The sequence below is a fragment of the Streptomyces sp. QH1-20 genome, from assembly GCF_041283565.1.
In the GTDB taxonomy this organism is placed as follows: Bacteria; Actinomycetota; Actinomycetes; order Streptomycetales; family Streptomycetaceae; genus Streptomyces; species Streptomyces syringius.
Window position 1 is genome coordinate 7,858,203 of record NZ_CP166299.1, and the last position, 18,993, is coordinate 7,877,195.

12 protein-coding genes are annotated in these 18,993 nt (G+C 73.7%); 8 read left to right on the top strand and 4 right to left on the bottom strand.

The window, feature by feature from the left end; genetic code table 11:
- Positions 1-6 precede the first annotated feature (6 nt).
- Positions 7-645, bottom strand: a complete 639-nt coding sequence (locus tag AB8O64_RS34460) for a hypothetical protein (protein ID WP_370423596.1) — start codon at positions 643-645, stop codon at positions 7-9.
- Positions 646-850: 205 nt separating this feature from the next.
- On the opposite strand from AB8O64_RS34460, the gene AB8O64_RS34465 reads away from it, so the two are divergent.
- On the top strand, positions 851-3,166 hold the full coding sequence (locus tag AB8O64_RS34465; protein WP_370423597.1) for an MMPL family transporter: 2,316 nt from the start codon (positions 851-853) through the stop codon (positions 3,164-3,166).
- On the opposite strand, the gene AB8O64_RS34470 is transcribed toward AB8O64_RS34465, so the two are convergent.
- On the bottom strand, positions 3,105-3,869 hold the full coding sequence (locus tag AB8O64_RS34470) for a sirohydrochlorin chelatase (protein WP_370423598.1): 765 nt from the start codon (positions 3,867-3,869) through the stop codon (positions 3,105-3,107). The two genes, AB8O64_RS34465 and AB8O64_RS34470, sit on opposite strands and share 62 nt — an antisense overlap.
- Positions 3,866-5,020 (bottom strand): uroporphyrinogen-III synthase, encoded by a 1,155-nt coding sequence (locus tag AB8O64_RS34475; protein ID WP_370423599.1) that lies wholly within the window; start codon positions 5,018-5,020, stop codon positions 3,866-3,868. The genes AB8O64_RS34470 and AB8O64_RS34475 overlap by 4 nt, the downstream gene beginning before the upstream one ends.
- 191 nt (positions 5,021-5,211) lie before the next feature.
- Here AB8O64_RS34475 and AB8O64_RS34480 point away from each other — a divergent pair, with 191 nt between their 5' ends.
- The 5 genes from AB8O64_RS34480 (at position 5,212) to AB8O64_RS34500 (ending at position 13,604) form a co-directional block, all read left to right on the top strand.
- A complete protein-coding gene (locus AB8O64_RS34480; RefSeq protein ID WP_370423600.1) occupies positions 5,212-7,320 on the top strand; it encodes a molybdopterin oxidoreductase family protein in 2,109 nt (702 codons plus the stop codon).
- The gene (locus AB8O64_RS34485) at positions 7,317-8,531 is read left to right on the top strand and encodes an NAD(P)/FAD-dependent oxidoreductase (protein WP_370423601.1); all 1,215 of its coding nucleotides are present in this window, start codon (positions 7,317-7,319) and stop codon (positions 8,529-8,531) included. Before AB8O64_RS34480 ends, AB8O64_RS34485 begins: the two co-directional genes overlap by 4 nt.
- A gap of 56 nt (positions 8,532-8,587) precedes the next feature.
- Complete coding sequence (nirB, locus tag AB8O64_RS34490) at positions 8,588-11,137, top strand: nitrite reductase large subunit NirB (protein WP_370424056.1); 2,550 nt, start codon at positions 8,588-8,590, stop codon at positions 11,135-11,137.
- On the top strand, positions 11,134-12,945 hold the full coding sequence (locus tag AB8O64_RS34495; protein WP_370423602.1) for an MFS transporter: 1,812 nt from the start codon (positions 11,134-11,136) through the stop codon (positions 12,943-12,945). The genes nirB and AB8O64_RS34495 overlap by 4 nt, the downstream gene beginning before the upstream one ends.
- A gap of 80 nt (positions 12,946-13,025) precedes the next feature.
- Positions 13,026-13,604 (top strand): TetR/AcrR family transcriptional regulator, encoded by a 579-nt coding sequence (locus AB8O64_RS34500; protein WP_370423603.1) that lies wholly within the window; start codon positions 13,026-13,028, stop codon positions 13,602-13,604.
- 23 nt (positions 13,605-13,627) lie between these two features.
- Here the strand turns inward: AB8O64_RS34500 and AB8O64_RS34505 are convergent, their stop codons facing one another.
- Complete coding sequence (locus AB8O64_RS34505; protein WP_370423604.1) at positions 13,628-14,275, bottom strand: CatB-related O-acetyltransferase; 648 nt, start codon at positions 14,273-14,275, stop codon at positions 13,628-13,630.
- A gap of 314 nt (positions 14,276-14,589) precedes the next feature.
- Between AB8O64_RS34505 and AB8O64_RS34510 the strand changes: the two genes are divergently transcribed.
- Together AB8O64_RS34510 and AB8O64_RS34515 are read left to right on the top strand one after the other, a co-directional pair.
- Entirely contained in the window at positions 14,590-17,244 is a 2,655-nt protein-coding gene (locus AB8O64_RS34510; protein WP_370423605.1) for a xanthine dehydrogenase family protein molybdopterin-binding subunit, read from the top strand.
- Positions 17,244-18,959, top strand: coding sequence for a 2Fe-2S iron-sulfur cluster-binding protein (locus tag AB8O64_RS34515; protein WP_370423606.1), 1,716 nt, complete (start codon positions 17,244-17,246; stop codon positions 18,957-18,959). The genes AB8O64_RS34510 and AB8O64_RS34515 overlap by 1 nt, the downstream gene beginning before the upstream one ends.
- The last annotated feature ends 34 nt before the right edge of the window (positions 18,960-18,993 follow it).

Here is an 18,993-nt window from a genome sequence, read left to right on the forward strand (position 1 = left end):
CCGCGGTCAGCCGACGGTGAGGCGGCCACGTCCCTCGACCCGGCCGAGACCGCGCGTGAGACATCCCCTGACGTCGTTGGTGGGAACCGCGGTGCCGGAGTACGAGCGGCCCGCCATGAGGCCGGAGGTCACCCTGCCGCCGAGGAAGGAGTCGAGGGGGGTGTAGCCCTGTCGGCCCCCGGAGGCGGGCCGCACGGCGGACCGTCCCACGACGCCACCGGTACGGTTCGCCCCCGCGTACCAGGTGACGGTGCCACTGCCCTTGACGCCCGTCGCCCCGGAGCAGTTCGCGAGGCCGCTGCCGCTCAGGACGAGCCGCCCGGACCGGATCCGTGACCGCCTGCCGCCGGGGGAGGCGCAGTCGTTCAGATGGACGGTGCCGCGGGCGAGGACACGCCGGGGGGTACCGGAGACGGCGGGCGACAGCGTGATGCCGGGCGGCGCCGTCCGCAGGGAGCACTGCAGGATGCCGCCCGCCCGGACGGCGTCATGTACGGCCCGTCCGGACGTCCGCGCCTCGGCGTGACCCGGCACGGTGCCGGTCACGAGCAGGACGACGACCGCTCCGGCCGCGGTCGCCACGTCGGCGCCGCGCCGCGCCCAGGCGGCAGCGGCGGTGCGGATGATGTGAGCCCTACCGGGCATGGGACTTCTCCTTTTGTCGCAGCGGACCGTCGCCGCGACGGACGGCCGCGGCGAAGTGAACCCCTCACTCCCGGTCGCGCAAGGTAGCCCAATCGCTCCCTCTATCGCCATAGTTCACCCGAATCCTTACTCCACACGAGTAACGAGCGATTTGCCGGATCTGCTCGTATTTCGCCAGGATTGCCGCGTCGACGAAGGGGCCCGCATGCGAGGCGAACGTCCGGTGGCCGCACCGAAGGCGCCCGGGGGCGGTGCGGCCGGGTGGTCCGCCCGGCACCCGTGGTGGGTCCTGATGACCGCCGCGGCGCTCGGTGCCCTGCTGGCCTTCGCCGCCCTCGGCACCCCCGACCGGCTGTCCAACGGCGGCTACATCGCCCACGGCACCGAGGCGACACGCGCCGAGCGCGTGCTCGCCCAGCGATTCGACGCGGGCATCCCGGACCTCGTGCTGCACGCGCGCGCCGACGGGCCCGTCACTGGCCCCGAGGCGGCCGCGGCCGGGCGGGAGTTCGTCCAACAGGTGGCCCGGCGGCCCGGGGTGCGCCAGGTCCTCTCCTACTGGACCCTCGGGGACGCCCGGCTGCTGAGCGAGGACGGGCACGCCGCCCTCGTCGCCGTCGACCTCCTGGGCGACGAGCACGCGACGGCCCGGCGCGCCGCGACGCTGGTCCCGCGGCTGACGGGCCCGCACGGGCCGCTGCGGGTCACCGCGACCGGTCCGGCGTGGGTCATGGCGCAAGCCACCGAACTCAGCCGGCAAGAGCTTGTGCGGGCCGAACTCATCGGGGTGCCCCTGGCCGCCCTGGTGCTGCTGTTCGCCTTCGGCTCGGCCACCGCCGCCCTGCTGCCCGCGCTGGTCGGAGGGCTCGCGGTGGCCGGTACCTTCGCGGTGCTGCGGCTGCTGACCGCGTTCCTGCCCGTCTCCGCCTTCGCGTCGAACATCACCACGGCACTCGGCTTCGGCCTGGCCGTCGACTACGGGCTCTTCGTCGTCACGCGCTACCGGGAGGAACTGGCCGCCGGCGGCCACCCGGCCGGGGCCGTCATCCGGACCATGTGCACCGCCGGCCGCACCGTGAGCTACTCCGCGGCCACCGTCGTCGTCTGTCTGAGCGCGCTGCTGCTCTTTCCCCTGGGATTCCTGCGGTCCCTGGCCGTCGCGGGGGTGAGCGTGGTCGTGCTGGCGGCGGCCACCACCGCGCTGGTCCTGCCCGCTCTGCTCTCCGTGGTCGGCACCCGTGTCGACCGCGGTGACGTCTTCGCACCCCTGCGCCGGACCCGGCGCGGCACGGTCGTGTCACCGTGGCACCGCGCGGCCCGCGCCGCCACGGCACGACCAGTGCTGGCCGGTGGCTGCGCGGTCCTCTTCCTCGCGACGCTCGCCCTTCCCTTCGCGCACGTCCGCTTCGGCGTCGCGGACGAGCGCGTGCTGCCCGAGCGGGTCGAGTCGCACGCCACCGCCCTCACGGTGGAGCGGGACTTCCACCTGCCGTGGAACCGCACCCTGACCGTGCTGCTGCCCGACGTCGACGCCGTGGACCAGGAGAGGGAACTGGACGCCTACGCCCGCCGCGTCTCCGCCCTCCCCACGGTGGACCAGGTTTCCACCGGCCTCGGCACCTACGACGACGGGCGGCTCGCCAAGGGCCCGGACGTCGGCGCGCTCGCCCACATCACCCAGGGCGCGACCTGGCTGGCCGTGACCGGCAGCGGACCGCCCGGGCAGGACGAGCGCCTGGTCGAGGAGCTACGGGCCCTGCCGTCTCCCGGCCCCCATCTCGTCGGGGGCCGGCCGGCCCGGGTGCTCGACACCAAGAACGCCGTCTTCGCCGCCCTGCCGACGGCGGCGGCCGTCGTCGTCGGCGGGGTCCTCCTGCTGGTGCTCCTCTTCACCGGCTCGGTCCTCATCCCCGTCAAGGCGGTATTCATGGGGGCGTTGAGCCTGACCGCGAGCTTCGGCGTCATGGTCCACGTCTTCCAGGACGGCCACCTGCGCGGCCTCCTCGGCGACTTCACCGTCACGGGGGAGCTGGAGACCTCCATGCCCGTCCTGGTCTTCGGCGCGGCCTTCGCGCTCTCCATGGACTACGAGCTCTTCCTCGTCTCGCGCATCCAGGAGGAGTACCGGGCCTCGGGCGACCACCGCGGTGCCGTGGTGACCGGCGTCGCCCGCACCGGAAAGATGATCACGACGGCTTCGATGATCTTCGCCGTCGCGCTCCTTCCGCTGGTCACCTCCGAGATCACGCTGCTCAAACTCATCGGATGGGGACTGGCGTCGGCCGTCCTGGTCGACGCCACCGTCGTCCGGGGCGTGCTCGTACCGGCCTTCATGCGGCTGACGGGACACGCCAACTGGTGGGCACCGCGCCCGCTCACCGCGCTCCACCGACGGCTGGGCGCCGACCGGTGGCAGGAGCCACCGCCCCGGCCCGCGGACGTGCCGCCCGCCCGGCACCTCACCGGGGGAGAGCGGCAGTACGAAGCAGCCGGCCGGGCGCCGGGCGAGGGACCGCCCTGAGACAGGCCTCGTCGTAACGCCGCAGCACCAAGCGGGCCACGGCCTCGTGCGCGCCCAAGGGCGCGCAGGTGACGCTCGCGCCGCAGGCCGCCGCACGCCGGGCGAAGAATCCGGGGGCCAGCAGATAAGGGGCCACCGCCGTGAACCGGTGGCCCCGCGCCCGCAGGGCGGCGACGGCCTCGGCGGGCGTGGGGGACGCACCGCTCAGATACGACGGCACGACCGGGCACCCCAGGCGCACTTCGAGCAGCCGTGCCGCCTCGGCCGTCGCGACGTGCGTCGCCGGGTCCCGGGAGCCGGCGGCCGCGAGGACGACGGCCCCGCCCCGCGCGCGCCCCGTCCGCCCGGCCTCGCGCAGCCGGTCGTCGAGGGCCGACGCGAGCAACGGGTCCGGGCCGAGGACACGCGCCACGGGAGCCCGGCCGAAACCGGCCGCGGCCAGGGCGGCGGGGATGTCCGTACGGACGTGGTAGCCCGTCCCCAGCAGCAGCGGCACCACGACCGGGGTACCGCGCAGACCGCCGAGCGTCTTGGCCAGCCCGGGTTCGGCATGGTCGAGGAAGCCGGCCCGCACCCGCAGCTCCGGCCGCAAGGCCCTGACCCGGGAGAGGAGGTGATGAACGGTCCGGATGCCCGCCGGGTCGCGTGTGCCGTGGGCGACGGCGACCAGCACCGGCGTGCGCGCGGCAGGCAGCGGGGTCATTCGGCACCGACCAGGCGGTAGCCGCGCTTGGGCACCGTACGGACCAGGTCCGCGTGCGGCCCCAGGGCCGACCGCAACCGGGCTATGGCCACCTCCACCGCGTGCCCGTCGGCGCGGGCGGCCTCCGGCCAGGCGCGGCGCAGCAGCTCACCGCGGCTGAGCACATGGCCGTGCCGCTCGGCCAGGGCCCGCAGCACGGCGGCGAGCAGCGGTGGCAGCCACACCGCGGTGCCGTCGCGGAGCAGCGCGTTGCCCTGGAGCACCAACCGCCCCGGCGGATCCAGGAGTTCCAGACGGCCACGCCCCGGCAGCACATCACCGAGGGTCCGCACCAGCGAGCCCAGCCGGCCCCGCTCCGGGCAGTGCGGCCGCAGACCGAGCTCCAGCAGGGGCCGTGCGCAGACCGGCCCGACACACACCCCCAGCACATCCTCGCGCAGCGCCGCCAGCAGCGCGTCGTGGCGGCCCAGGGCGGTGGCCGTCTCCAGCAGGGCGACCACCGCCGGGGCACTGGTGAAGGTCAGGGCGTGCACCTCCCCGCGCACGGTCGCCTCCACCAGCCTCCGCAGCGCCTCCGGGTCCTGGGGCGGGCCCCACCGGTAGACCGGCACCTCGATGACCTCCGCGCCCCGCTCGCGCAACGCCGCGGCGAAGCCGTCGAGCGGGGCGCCGTGTTCCTGGACCGCCACCCGACGGCCGCGCAGATCGCGAGCCAGCAGCCACGTCAGCAGCTCGTGATTGGCCTCGGAAGCGGGGGAGTAGGCCTCGTCCACGCCGCTCGCCCGGACCGCCCCGGTGGCCTTCGGGCCGCGGCTGATGACGGTGGCGCCGCGACACAGCCGGGTGAGGTCCGCGCCGATGCCCCATCCCTCGGCGGTGCTCATCCAGCCCCGCCAGCCCAGCCCCGTGGTGGCCACCACGTAGTCCAGCGCCCCCGTGAGACACCGCTCGGTGGCCCGGCGCAGCAGGGTGTCGTCCTCGAGCGGGACGATGCTCAGGGCGGGGGCCTCGATGACCCGGGCGCCGCGCCGGCGCAGCAGCGCCACCAGCTCCTCCCGGCGTCGTGCGGCCGTCACCCCGATGGTGAAGCCCGTCAGCGGCCCCACGGGTGAGTCGTTCGGTGGCGCGGTGGCCGTGCGGGTAGTCCTCATGCATGCAGGCTGCGCGCCGGGTGTTTCCGCGGGATTGCCCGGCCGTCACACCCAAGTGAGATCCCGCGGTCACTTTGTTACGGCACATGTCGTGGTCATCACCGAGCCCCCCGCCGCGTATGAAGGGCCCGTACCCCGGCCGCAACATCGCGGACGCCGCCGTGAAACGGCCGGGGGCGAACCTGGTCGGCATGACGACGACCGACACGCACTGCCCGTACTGCGCACTGCAGTGCGGCATGGGGCTGCGACGCCCTCCCCACGGCGCCGGCACCGGCGTGCCGCCCGTGGAGGTCGTCGAGCGGCCCGGCTTCCCCGTCAACCGGGGCGCGCTGTGCGGCAAGGGCCGCACCGCCGCCGCCGTCCTGGACCCGGCCGTACGGCTGACGGCCCCGCTCGTCCGCGACCCGGCCACCGGCACTCTCGTGCCGGCATCGTGGGACGAGGCCCTGCACCGGGTCGCAACCGGGCTCGAGGAGACCGCCACCCGCCACGGGCGTGCGGCCACCGGCGTCTTCGGCGGCGGCGGACTGACCAACGAGAAGGCGTATCTGCTGGGCAAGTTCGCCCGCGTCGTGCTGCGGACCCCGCACATCGACTACAACGGCCGCTTCTGCATGTCGTCCGCCGCCGCGGCCCACCGGGCCGCGTTCGGCATCGACCGGGGGCTGCCCTTCCCCGTCGAGGACATCGCCACGGCCGGGTGCGTCATCCTGGTCGGCGCCAACCCCGCCGAGACCATGCCGCCCCTGCTGCGGTACTTCACCGAACTGCGCCGTAACGGCGGCCATCTGATCGTCGTCGACCCGCGCCGCACCCGCACCGCCGAACAGGCCGACACCCACCTGCGCCCGGTGCCGGGCACCGACCTCGCGCTCGCCCTGGGACTGCTGCACCTGGCCATCGCCGACGGCCACCTGGACGAGGAGTTCATCGCCGACCGCACCACCGGCTACGAACAGGCCCGGGCGGCGGCCATGGCCCACTGGCCCGAGCGGGTCGAACAGCTCACCGGAGTGCCGGTGCCGCTGATGCGCGAGGTGGTCCGGCGGTTCGCCGACGCCCCCACCGCCATGGTCCTCACCGCCCGGGGCGCCGAGCAGCACAGCAAGGGCACCGACACCGTCGGAGCGTGGATCAATCTGTGCCTGGCCACCGGCAAGGCCGGCCGCCCCGGCAGCGGCTACGGCTGCCTGACCGGCCAGGGCAACGGCCAGGGCGGGCGCGAACACGGCCAGAAGGCCGACCAGCTGCCCGGCTACCGCTCCCTCACCGACCCCGCGGCACGTGCCCACGTCGCGAAGGTCTGGGGCGTGGAGCCCGACACGCTGCCGGGCCCGGGGGTGAGCGCCTACGAGCTGCTGGACCGCCTCGGCACCCCCGGCGGCGTCAGGGCCCTGCTGGTGGCGGGCTCCAACCCGGTGGTGTCCGCCCCGCGCGCGTCCCACATCACCGAACGCCTCGCGGCACTGGACTTCCTCGCCGTCAGTGACGTCGTGCTCTCGGAGACCGCGGCACTGGCCGACGTGGTCCTGCCTGTGGCGCAGTGGGCCGAGGAGACCGGAACCACCACCAACCTGGAGGGCCGGGTCATCCTGCGACAGGCCGCCGTCACCCCGCCCGACGGCGTACGCACCGACCTCGACGTGCTGCACGCACTCGCCGCGCGCCTCGGCGTCCCCCAGGGCTTCCCCGACGACCCGCAGGAGGTGTTCGACGAGCTGCGGCGCGCCTCCGCCGGCGGCCCCGCCGACTACGCGGGCATCAGCTACGACCGGATCCGGGCCGAGGACGGCGTCTTCTGGCCCTGCCCCCAGGACACGCACCCGGGCACCCCGCGCCTCTTCCTCGACCGTTTCGCCACCCCCGACGGCCGGGCCCGCTTCGCCGCCGTCTCCCACCGGCCGGCCGCCGAGGAACCCGACGCCCACTACCCGCTGCACCTGACCACCGGCCGGGTCACCGCCCAGTACCAGAGCGGGGCGCAGACCCGGCGCGTGCCCGAACTCAACGCGGCCGCGCCCGGACCCTTCGTCGAACTCCACCCCCGGCTCGCGACGCGCCTCGGGGTCGCCGAAGGCCAGCTGCTGGCCGTCACCAGCCGCCGCGGCCGGGCCCTGGCCCCGGCCCGCATCACCGACACCATCCGCCCCGACACCGTCTTCATGCCCTTCCACTGGCCCGGCACCGGCCGCGCCAACACCCTGACCAACCCCGCACTCGACCCGGTGTCGAAAATGCCTGAATTCAAGGTATGCGCCGTCCGGGTGGAGAAGGCGACCACCGGAGAACAGTCATGAGCCCCCACCGGATCGCGGTCATCGGCGCCGGCATGGCAGCCGCCCGCTTCGCCCGACAACTCCGGGCCCACAGCGCCCCCGAGGACATCGAACTGACGCTCTACGGAGCCGAACCCGACGCCCCCTACAACCGGACCCTGCTCACCGAGGTCCTCACCGGCCGGTACGCCGACGTCGCCCTCCCCTACGGCCGGGGCACCACGGTCCGTACCGGCACCGAGGTCGTCGGCCTCGACACCGACGCGCACAAGCTCGTCCTCGCGGACGGGGAGCACACGGCCTACGACACCCTGGTCCTGGCCACCGGGGCGAGCCCCGTGCGGCCGGCTCTGACGGGCTCGCGCACACCGGACGGCGGCCTGCTCGACGGCGTGCACGTGCTGCGCACGCTCAGCGACTGCCGACGCCTCGCCGCGGCCGCCGCACGGGCCAGGCAGGCCGTCGTCATCGGCGGGGGAGTGCTGGGCGTCAGCGCCGCCCGGGCCCTCGCCACCCTCGGCCCGCATGTCGAGATCGTCCACCGCGCACCCCATCTGATGGAACGCCACCTCGACGCCGAGTCGGCGGCGGCACTGCGCCACCAGCTGACCGGCCTCGGCATCGGCACCCACCCGGGCCAGGAGGCCCGCGCCCTGCACGGCACCGGCGATGTGACCGCCGTCGAACTGGCCGACGGCTCCCAGCTGCCCGCCGACCTCGTGCTCCTGACCTGCGGAGTCCGCCCCCGCACCCGGCTGGCCCGGGCCGCCGGCCTCGACGTGCGCCAAGGCATCGTTGTCGACGACCGCCTGGCGACCTCCGACCCCGACATCCACGCCCTCGGTGACTGCGCCGAACACCGGGGCGTCGTCCACGGTCTGGCGGACCCCGCCTGGCGGCAGGCGGACACCCTCGCCGCCCTCCTCTCGGGCGCCGCCCCCCGCGCCCGCTACACCGGCACCCGCCCCCCGACCCGGCTGACGGCGGGCCCCGTGCACCTGGCCGCCTTCGGCGACCCGGCCGCCGAACACCACGGCGACCACGAGGTGCTGCGCCTCGCCGACGCCACCCGCGGCACCCACAAGAAGCTCGTCCGGCACGGCGACCGGCTGGCGGGCGCCGTCCTGCTCGGCGACCTCACCACCCTCGGCGACCTGCTCGCCGTATGGCAACGCGACGAGGACCTCCCCGCCGACCCCCTGTACCTGATCCACGAAGGAGCCCGCTCGTGACGCGACCGTCCGACGCCACCGACACCCGCCGCAGCCTCGTCCTGGTCGGCCACGGCATGGTCGGCCAGCGCTTCCTGGAGGCGCTGTACGAGAAGGAGGGCGCGGACCGCCGGTGGCGCGTCACCGTACTGGCCGAGGAACCCCGGCCCGCCTACGACCGTGTGCACCTCACCGCGACCTTCACCGGCACCCGCGCCGAGGACCTGGCCCTCACCCCGCCCGGCTTCCTCGACTCCCACGGCATCGACCTGCGCCTGGGGGAGCCCGCCACCGCCATCGACCGCGAGGGGCGCACCGTCACCACCGCGTCCGGGGCCCGGATCGGCTACGACGCCCTGGTCCTGGCCACCGGCTCCTACCCCTTCGTGCCGCCCGTCCCCGGCCACGACGCCGACGGCTGCCATGTCTACCGCACCATCGAGGACGTCGCCGCCATCCGCTCCCGCGCCGCCGGCGCGCGCACCGGCGTCGTCGTCGGCGGCGGACTCCTCGGCCTGGAGGCCGCCGGAGCCCTGCGCGCCCTCGGCCTGCGGACGCACGTCGTCGAATTCGCCCCCCGCCTGATGGCCCTCCAGATCGACGACGCCGGAGGCGCCGCCCTGCGCCGCAAGATCGAGGAGCTGGGGGTGTCCGTCCACACCGGAGCCGGCGCCGAACGCATCGACACCGACGCCGACGGCAAGGTCCGCGCCCTGGCCCTCTCCGACGGCACCGTCCTCGACGCGGACCTCGTCGTCTTCTCCGCGGGCGTACGGCCCAGGGACCAGCTCGCCCGTGACTGCGGGCTGCCCGTCGGCGACCGCGGCGGCATCGTCGTCGACACCGGCTGCCGCACCGCCGACCCCCGTGTCCACGCCATCGGCGAATGCGCCCTCGCCGCCGACGGCCGGGTCTACGGACTCGTCGCCCCCGGCTACGCCATGGCGGAGACCGCGGCCCGCCGACTGGACGGCGGGGACAGCGACTTCACCGGCGCCGACACCTCCACCAAACTCAAACTCCTCGGCGTCGACGTCGCCAGCTTCGGCGACGCCCACGGCACCACCGAAGGCGCACTCGACGTCCTCTACGCCGACAGCCGGGCCGGCGTCTACAAAAAACTCGTCATCGGCCCCGACGGCAGCCTGCTCGGCGGCATCCTCGTCGGGGACGCCGACTCCTACGCCACCCTCCGACCGCTCGCCGGGAGCCGTGCCCCCCTTCCCGTACCGCCCGAACAGCTCCTGCTGCCCGACTCGGCCGGACCCGCGGGCGGCCCGGTGGGAGCCGCGGCCCTCCCCGACGACGCGGTGATCTGCTCCTGTCACAACGTCAGCAAAGGCACGATCCGCACCGCCGTCGCCGAAGGCGGCTGCGCCACGGTCGCCGCCGTCAAGAAGTGCACCAAGGCCGGTACCGGCTGCGGCAGCTGCGAGAAGGCCCTCACCAGCCTCGTCACCGACGAGCTCGCCGCCACCGGTACCGAGACCGCCCGGGGCCTGTGCGAACACTTCACCCACACCCGCGCCGAGCTGTACGAGATCATCCGCGTCAAGGGCATCACCACCTTCACCCGGCTCCTCGCCGAGCACGGCAGCGGCCAGGGCTGCGCCGTCTGCAAACCCACTGTTGCCTCCATCCTGGCGACCCTCGGCGACACCCCCTACATCCTCGACGGCGAACAGGCCGCTCTCCAGGACACCAACGACCACTTCCTCGCCAACCTCCAGCGCAACGGCTCCTACTCCGTCGTCCCCCGCGTCCCCGGCGGCGAGATCACCCCCGACGGACTCATCACCATCGGGGAGATCGCCCGCGACTTCGGCCTCTACACCAAAATCACCGGTGGCCAGCGCATCGACATGTTCGGCGCGACCGTCGACCAGTTGCCCGCGATCTGGCGCCGCCTGGTGGACGCCGGATTCGAGTCCGGCCACGCCTACGGCAAGGCCCTGCGCACCGTGAAGTCCTGCGTCGGGCACACCTGGTGCCGCTACGGCGTACAGGACTCCGTCGCCCTCGCCATCGACCTCGAACTGCGCTACCGGGGCCTGCGCGCCCCGCACAAGCTCAAGTCCGCCGTCTCCGGCTGCGCCCGCGAGTGCGCCGAGGCACAGAGCAAGGACTTCGGAGTCATCGCCACCTCCACCGGCTGGAACCTCTACGTCGGCGGCAACGGCGGTATGACACCCCGCCACGCCGACCTGCTGGTCCAGGACGTCGACCGCACCACCCTCATCCGCACCATCGACCGCTTCCTGATGTTCTACATCCGCACCGCCGACCGGCTCGAGCGCACCGCCCCCTGGATCGAGCGGCTCGAAGGCGGCCTCGACCACCTCCGCGCCGTGATCCTCGACGACGCCCTGGGCATCTGCGCCGAACTCGACGCGCTGATGGACCGCCACGTCGGCACCTACCAGGACGAATGGGCCGCGACCCTGGACGACCCCGAACGCCTGCGCCGCTTCGCCTCCTTCGTCAACGCCCCCGGCACCCCCGACCCCGCCGTGCGCTTCGTCCCCGAACGCGCCCAGATCCGACCCGCCCGCCCCGGCGACGCGGACGTCACCGCCCCGTCCGCGCCCCTCATCGCCGGCCCCGCCCTGAAGGTGCGTACCCCATGACCGACACCGCTCACGCCCCCACGGCCCCCACCCAGCAGCCCGTACACCCGCAGGACCCACCGGCGGAGGCGGCCGGTGCGGCGCCCGACGCGCTCGTCGAGATCGGCGACGGCGACACCTGGACCAGCGTCTGCCGCTACGGCGACCTCACCCCCGGCCGGGGCGTCACCGCTCTCGTCGGCGGCGAACAGGTCGCCCTCTTCCGCGACGCCGACGGAGCGCTCCACGCCCTCGCCAACCGCGACCCCTTCAGCGGCGCGTACGTCATCTCCCGCGGCGTCACCGGCAGCCGCGCCGGCACCCCCGTGGTCACCTCACCCATGTACAAGCAGGCATTCGACCTGCGCACCGGCGACTGCCTCGACGAGGAGAGCGCCCCCGACGGCACCCCCGCCGCCCTGCGCACCTGGCCCGTACGGACCACCGGGCCGGCCACCTCGCCGCCACCCCCGCGGTCCGCGCCCCCACGGGCCCGCACCCTCACCGAATGGCGCCCCGAGGACCCCGCGTTCTGGGAACGCGTCGGCGCCCGCATCGCCCGGCGCAACCTCTGGCTGTCCGTCCTCACCGAACACATCGGCTTCTCGATCTGGAGCATGTGGTCGGTCCTCGTGCTCTTCCTCGGCCCGGAATACGGCATCGACGCCGCCGGGAAGTTCACCCTCACCGCCGTCCCCACAGCCGTCGGCGCGGCCCTGCGCCTGCCCTACACCGCCGCGGTCGCCCGCTTCGGCGGTCGGAACTGGACCGTCGTCAGCGCCCTGCTGCTCCTGCTGCCCACCGCGTTCGTCGCCGTCGTCCTCGAACCCGGCGTCTCCTACTCCACCCTGCTCGTCGCCGCGTCCGTGGCCGGCGTCGGCGGCGGCAACTTCGCCTCCTCCATGGCCAATATCAACGCCTTCTACCCGCAGCGGCTCAAGGGCCGCGCCCTGGGCATCAACGCGGGCGGCGGCAACCTCGGCGTCCCCGCCGTACAGCTCGTCGGTCTGCTGATCCTCGCCACCGCCGGCGCCGCGCACCCACGCCTGCTGCCCATGGTCTACCTCCCGCTGATCGCCCTGACCGCCGTCGTGGCCGCCCTGCGCATGGACAACGTGCCCACCACCCGGCAGAGCGGACCCGCCCTGCGCGAGATCACCCGAGACCGTCACACCTGGGTGATGTCACTTCTGTACCTGGGCACGTTCGGCTCGTTCATCGGCTTCAGCTTCGCCTTCGGGCTGGTCCTCCAGGCGCAGTTCCACCACCAGCTCGACACCCCGGTGAAGGTGGCGTGCCTGACGGTGCTGGGCCCGCTGCTCGGTTCGCTCGCCCGGCCCGTCGGCGGTGCGTGGGCCGACCGCCACGGCGGTGCGCGGGTGACCCTGGCGACGTTCGGGGCCATGGCCGTCGGCGCCGCCCTGATCCTCACCGCCTCCCGGCTCCATCTCCCGGCCCTCTTCCTCGCCGCGTTCGCCGCGCTGTTCGTCCTCAGCGGCATCGGCAACGGCTCCACCTATCGCATGATCCCGGCGCTCCACCGCGCCAAGGCCCGCCGTCGCGTCCTCGCCGCCCCTACCGGTGACACCACCGCCTCCGCCGAGGCCGAGGCCACCGCCCAACGCCACGCCACCGCCCTGATCGGACTCGCGGGTGCGATCGGTGCCTTCGGCGGCGTGCTCGTCAACGTCGCCTTCCGGCAGAGCTTCCTCACCGCCCACAACGGCGACGCGGCCTACCTCGCCTTCCTCGCCTTCTACGTCCTCTGCTCGGCCCTGACCTGGACCGTGTACCTGCGCCCGGCACCGCACCGGCTGAGCGGAGTCTGACCCCGGGGCCGATTCCCCGGAGAAGCCCCGGGGAAGAAGAAACGGTAGTGTGGCCGCCGCTTCTTCGTGAGGGAGGGACCATGGCCGACGCGCCGCAGGCCACTACGGTGCGCGGGCCCCGCAAGGACCAGGCCCGCAACCGGCGACGGCTGCTCGACGCCGCCCGCGAGGCGTTCAAGGACCTGGGCCCGGACGCCGGCATCGACGGCATCGCCCGCCGCGCGGGCGTCGGCGCGACCACCTTCTACCGGCACTTCCCGACGAAGGACGACCTGGTCGACGCGCTGCTCGACGAACTGTCCGAAGCCGCCCGGAACACCGCCGGGCGGGCCGCCGGCAGCACCGACGGCTGGACGGCCTTCCGGACCGTCTTCACCCGCGGCTGTGTTCCGCACGAGGAGGACCGCGCGCTCTTCGACACCCTGTGCCGCACCGGCCCACGGGCGGCCGAGCGCGGGCTGCGGGCCACCGTCGAGCTGATCGGCCCCGTCGTCGAACGCGCCCGGCGCGAGGGGCTGTTGCGCGCCGACGCGACGGTGGAGGACATCGCCGCGTTCATGCGCATGGCCGACTCGGCCGCCTCCGCCGGGCAACGCCGCAGGGCGCACGACGTCCTGCTGACCGGTCTGCGCTCCCGCGGCGGTGCCGACGACGCGTGACGGCACGGCGGCCGCCCCAGGCGTTATCGCCCGGCCGGGGTAGCCGCTTCGAGGTCGTCGACGCTGCCGGACATCAGGGTGCGCACGTGCTCGGTGATGTGCTCGGCGGGCCAGTCCCACCACGCCAGAGCCAGCAGGCGGGCGATGTCGGCCTCGTCGAACCGGGTGCGGATGAGCTTGGCCGGATTACCGCCCACGATGCCGTAGTCGGGAACGTCGTCGACGACGACCGACCCGGAGGCGATGATCGCGCCGTGGCCGATACGGACCCCCGGCATCACCATGACGCCGTAGCCGAACCACACGTCATGGCCGACCACGGTGTCCCCCCGGCCGGGCAGCCCGGACAGCAGATCGAAGTGCTCGGCCCAGGAACCGCCCATGACGGGGAAGGGGAACGTCGAGGGGCCGTCCATCCGGTGGTTCGCGCCGTTCATGATGAACCGCACCCCGGTGCCCAGCGCGCAGAACTTCCCGATGACGAGCTTCTCCGGCCCGTAGTGGTAGAGCACGTTACGGCTCTCGAACGCGGTCGGATCGTCCGGGTCGTCGTAGTAGGAGTACTCCCCGGCCTCGATCAGCGGGGAGGTCACCAGCGGCTTCAACTGGACGACGCGCGGCTGGTCGGGAAAGGGGTGGAGCGCCGTGGGGTCGGCGGGAGCGCGGTGCACGGTGAATCACTTCCGGGTGGTTGCGGGTGACCTCCATGATGCCGCGCCCGTTCCCCGCGCCCGCGCCGGGCCGGCAGCGATATCCGGCCGATCCCACCGCGCCGCCCACGGGCGCCGTTCCGCGAGTTCACCCCGGCCGCCCGGCCCGCGTTGCCGGGTGTGGTGGGCTGTGTTGAAGTGGAGCCGACCGTAATGTCTCCCATGCCGCCGCGGCCGTTCACGGGCCGCGGGGCGAGGTCGGATCATGGACGACGATCTTCGCGCGCCCGGCTGCCCCGGCGCCGTCCCGCACGGCGCCGCACCGGCGGACCGCCATGACTGACGCCCCGGCCGACGCCCGGCTGCGGAAGGTCACCGGCGCGAAGGTCTTCGCGAGCGACTACCGACCGCGCGACCTCGCCGCCGAGGGATGGCCCGCCGACTGCGCCCACGCCCTGCTGCTGCGCAGCAGCCACGTCGACCGGGCCTACCTCCGCCTCGACCTCGACCTGCTCCCCGCCGAGCTGCGACCCGACCGGCTCGTCCGGGCCCAGGACCTCACCTCCCCGCCCTACCGCAACCAGATCTCGGCCGAGTCCGTCCAGGCCCTGCTCCCCGAGGGAGAAGTGGCCGACTATCTCGGGCAACCCGTCGCCATCGCCCTCTACGGCGACTTCGTACGCTTCCGCCGCGCCGCGCAGGAACTGCGCGAGGACGCCGGCCCCCTGGTGTACGGACCGCCTCAGGCGACCGGCCCCACCCCCACGACCGCGCAGGAGCTGGAGGAGTGGACGCGCCTGCGGGCCACCGGTGCCCAGCGCCAAGCGCACTTCCTCCTCGACACCACTGTCCCCCAGGGCTATTCCCACTGGAACCGGGGACGGGTCACCTTCGACGGCACGTCCTTCATTCGTGACGGCGAGCCGGACCCCGAGGCGGACGAGCTGTTCGAGGCCCTCGCAGCCGAGCCGACCGACCCCACGGAAACCCAGCTCGTCACGACGACCTTCACCCAGCAGACCGACCCGGCGTTCCTGGAGCCCGAATCCGGGCTCGGCTGGCTGGACCCTGCGACCAAAACCCTGCACCTGCTCCTCGGCACCCAGTCCCCGCACGGCGACGTGCCCGCTCTGCGCAGACTCCTCGGCGCCGACAACCCGGCGGTGAAGTCCGTCCGGCTGACGACGACCGACAGCGGCGGCGGCTTCGGCGGGCGGGACAAGTCGCCCTTCGCCTTCTACCTCGCGCTTGCCGCGGTCTTCTCCCCGGGCCCGGTCCGGCTGGCCTACGACCGGCGCGAGCAATTCCAGGGCGGCCTCAAACGCCACGGGTCCGCCGTGCGCAGCTGGGTCCGCACCGGCCCCGACGGACGGCTGCGGGCCATGCGCTCCTTCATCGTCCTGCGGGGTGGCGTCGAGGCCAACCTCAACGGAGCCGTCCTCGGACTCGCGGCCCTGCACGCCACCGGCCCCTACCGCGTCCCGCGCGCCTCGGTCCACGGCATCGTGCTCGAACGGGCCATCCCCGCCGTCGGATCGATGCGGGGATTCGGCATCCCGCAGGTCGCGTTCAACCTCGAAACCGCCCTCGACCGCCTCGCCGTGCTGCGCCTGGGCCAGGACCCCATCGCCTTCCGCCTCGCCAACGTCCTGCGCCCGCGTACCGGCCCGGACGGCGACGTCGACCTCGCCGGGACACCTCTGCGGTTCCACGTCGCGAACGCCGAGATCTGCGCCGCCGCGCTGGAACACCCGCTGTGGCGCACCCGGAACGACCCCCGGCCCGCCGACGGCACCCTCTACGGCGTGGGGTTCGCCTGCTGCATGGAAGCGTTCGGCACCACCCAGGACAGCGTCTACAGCGCCGTTCACCTCACCGACGACGGACACGTCGAGGTGTGGGGACAGAACGTGGACATGGGCCAGGGAGCCCGCCGCTCCCTCGAACACGCCGCCCGGGAACTCCTCGGCGCGCCCGTGGACGTCCGCCTCGGCGTGGTCGGCCCCTTCGAGAGGTTCGAGAAGCAGGTCGAGAGTCTGGGCAAGCACGGCCCCGCGGGGATCAACCTGGGCCACGGCGCGAGCAGCGCGTCCAAGACGGCGTTCTTCCATGTGCACGTCCTGCGGGAGACGTGTCGCGCGCTGCTGCGACTGCGGCTCGTGCCGGCGGCGCGCACGCTGCTGGGCCTGCCCGACCTCGCCGAGGACGTGCTGCTCGCCGCCTGGCGCGACGGGGCCTTCCACCTGCCCGACCACGAGCCCGTCCCGCTGGCCGCGCTGGTCGCGGAACTCCGGCGCACGGGACAGGCGACCTACGCCATCGCGCACGGTTACTTCTGCAACGGCTGGTCGTCGGCCACGTTCCGGATCGACGGAGCCGGCCACGCGATGGACATCGACGCGCTGGGCTTCGCGACCTCCCCCCAGGGTCAGGTCCTGCTCCAGGACTATGAAGGGCCGCCGCGAGCGCCCACCGGCAAGGGACCGGGGAAAGCGACGGTCCCGCGGTCCCTGTACGCGGCGGCCGGCCACCTCGTCGGTGTGGAGATCTCCCCCCGGCAGGGGACGCTCGACGTCGTCGACGCCGTCACCTTCCTCGACGCCGGTGACCCCCTGCTGCCTTCGGTGATCGAAGGGCAGGTGGAAGGCGGACTCGCGATGGGCATCTCGCACACCCTCTTCGAGGAACTGCCCGAGGAAGCGGGCACCGGCCCCTTCGTCAACTTCGACCGCTACCGCCTGCCGCGCTACGCCGACATCACCGCCATCCGACGGGAGACGGTCCTCGTCCCCCTGCCCCCAGGCGGTGTGCTGGCGGGCAACGGACCCGTGCTGCGCCACAAGGGCATCGGCGAGGCCACCCTGACGACCGTCAGCCCGGCCATCGCCAACGCGGTCGCCCACGCCCTCGGCCACACCGGCGACCGCTGCTGGCCCACCGCCACCCCGATCCGGGTCGCCGACCTCCCCCTCCCCGCCGGACGGCCGTGATGCAGGAACCGCAGACCGCACTCGACCTCACCGTCAACGGCACCCGTCACACCGGACGGGACGTCCCGGGCGACATGTCGCTCGTGCACTTCCTGCACGAGGACCTGGGACTGACCGGCACCAAGATCGGCTGCTCGATCGGCGAGTGCCGTGCCTGCACCGTCGCCGTCCGCGCCCACCCCGGCGCCGCGCTGGTGACCCGGCAGTCCTGCATGACGAGCATGCGGCACGTGCGCGGATGGGACATCGTCACCGTCGAGGGGCTCGCGACGGGCGGCACCCTGCACCCGGTCCAAAAGGCGTTCCTCGAGCGGGACGCCTTCCAATGCGGCTACTGCGCACCCGGCTTCGCGATCGCGGGACGCGTCGCCGTCGAACACGCCGTGGGCGAGAGCGACGAGCGGGGTGTGGAAGCGCTCGTCGACGCGGTGCTCGGCCCGCACGTGTGCCGTTGCACCGGCTACGACCGGTACCGGGAGGCGGTCGTCGCCGTCGCGTCGGCCGCCGCGGACGAGCACCGGGCCGGGCCCGCCCCCGCACCGGAGACCGGCCCGCCCGCCCGTAGGGCGACGGCCCGGCTGTCGGCCGAGGAGGCGGACGCGCTCGGGTACACCCCGCTCTTCGACGACCCGACGCTCGAACTGGTCCGGCTGCTGCGCGACGGCGCCGAGATCGAGCACTCCCTGCTCGTCCAGTACCTGTACGCGGCCTTCTCGGTCAAGGTGCCCCGCTACACTCGCCTCGCCGGCTGGCCCAGCCACCGCTACGGCGGCCGGCCGCTGCATCTGCTGGGCGTGGCGATCGAGGAGATGACGCACCTCGACATCGTCAACGGCCTGCTGGTGGCCCTGGGTTCGGCACCCCACCTGGGCCGTCAGCAGTTCCCCTACGAGCAGGACATCTACCCCTTCGACTTCGTGCTGGAGCCGCTGAGCCTCGGGTCCCTCGCGAAATACGTCTACGTGGAGGCGTCGCCGGACGCGGTCGACCCGGACCGGCCGCACACACCCGAGGACCGTGCCTTCATCGAGAAGCTCTACGAGGTGCTCGGCGCGGGCGCGGAGCCGCGGCCGCGCCCCAACCAGGTCGGCAGCCTCTACCGCAAGGTCGGCAAAGTCCTCGAACTCCTGGAGAAACGCGAACCCGACCGCCTCGACTACCCCACCTGGCGGGCCCGGCTCGACGTCCTCCGCGAGGAGGGCGAGAGCGAACACTTCGCCCTGTTCCGCGCGCTGTTCGAAGGAACCCACCCGGCTCTGCTCGGCGCCCAGCAGGTGTGGGACCCGAACAGCCCGGACCACCCGGTGATCCCCCTCCACCACGCCACCGGCCTGCCCCCGTCCGGCGAGCCCGTCCGCGACGAGACCGTACCGGCCCTGCGCCACCTGGCGAATCTGCACTACTGGGCCGTGTGCATGCTCCTGGACCAGTCCTACCGACGCGGCGGCCAGTTCCACAGCGCGGCCCGCCGCCATATGACCGGCCCCCTGAGAAGCCTCGGCACCGCGCTCGCCCACCTCGGCGAGGGAGTGCCCTTCGACGTGTTCGTCGCGGGCTACGCCCCCGGCCGGGACGAACGGGAGAACCTCGCACTGACCCGGAGCATGGTGAGCCAGACGGCCATCGCCCAGGAACGCTACGCACGGCACCTCCCGCCCGACTACGCGCACACCTGCGCCTGGGAGACCCTCTGGGAGCTGTCCCTCATGGAATGAGGCGGCATGAGGAAGCCGGGGCACCGCACAATGG

Bases quoted from the DNA above. Each gene is read 5' to 3' on its own strand.
- AB8O64_RS34515 (WP_370423606.1), top strand. From the start codon at position 17,244: ATGCAGGAACCGCAGACCGCACTCGACCTCACCGTCAACGGCACCCGT.
- AB8O64_RS34460 (WP_370423596.1), bottom strand. From the start codon at position 645: ATGCCCGGTAGGGCTCACATCATCCGCACCGCCGCTGCCGCCTGGGCG.
- nirB (WP_370424056.1), top strand. From the start codon at position 8,588: ATGGTCGGCCAGCGCTTCCTGGAGGCGCTGTACGAGAAGGAGGGCGCG.
- AB8O64_RS34470 (WP_370423598.1), bottom strand. From the start codon at position 3,869: ATGACCCCGCTGCCTGCCGCGCGCACGCCGGTGCTGGTCGCCGTCGCC.
- AB8O64_RS34480 (WP_370423600.1), top strand. From the start codon at position 5,212: ATGACGACGACCGACACGCACTGCCCGTACTGCGCACTGCAGTGCGGC.
- AB8O64_RS34465 (WP_370423597.1), top strand. From the start codon at position 851: ATGCGAGGCGAACGTCCGGTGGCCGCACCGAAGGCGCCCGGGGGCGGT.
- AB8O64_RS34475 (WP_370423599.1), bottom strand. From the start codon at position 5,020: ATGAGGACTACCCGCACGGCCACCGCGCCACCGAACGACTCACCCGTG.
- AB8O64_RS34500 (WP_370423603.1), top strand. From the start codon at position 13,026: ATGGCCGACGCGCCGCAGGCCACTACGGTGCGCGGGCCCCGCAAGGAC.
- AB8O64_RS34485 (WP_370423601.1), top strand. From the start codon at position 7,317: ATGAGCCCCCACCGGATCGCGGTCATCGGCGCCGGCATGGCAGCCGCC.
- AB8O64_RS34510 (WP_370423605.1), top strand. From the start codon at position 14,590: ATGACTGACGCCCCGGCCGACGCCCGGCTGCGGAAGGTCACCGGCGCG.
- AB8O64_RS34495 (WP_370423602.1), top strand. From the start codon at position 11,134: ATGACCGACACCGCTCACGCCCCCACGGCCCCCACCCAGCAGCCCGTA.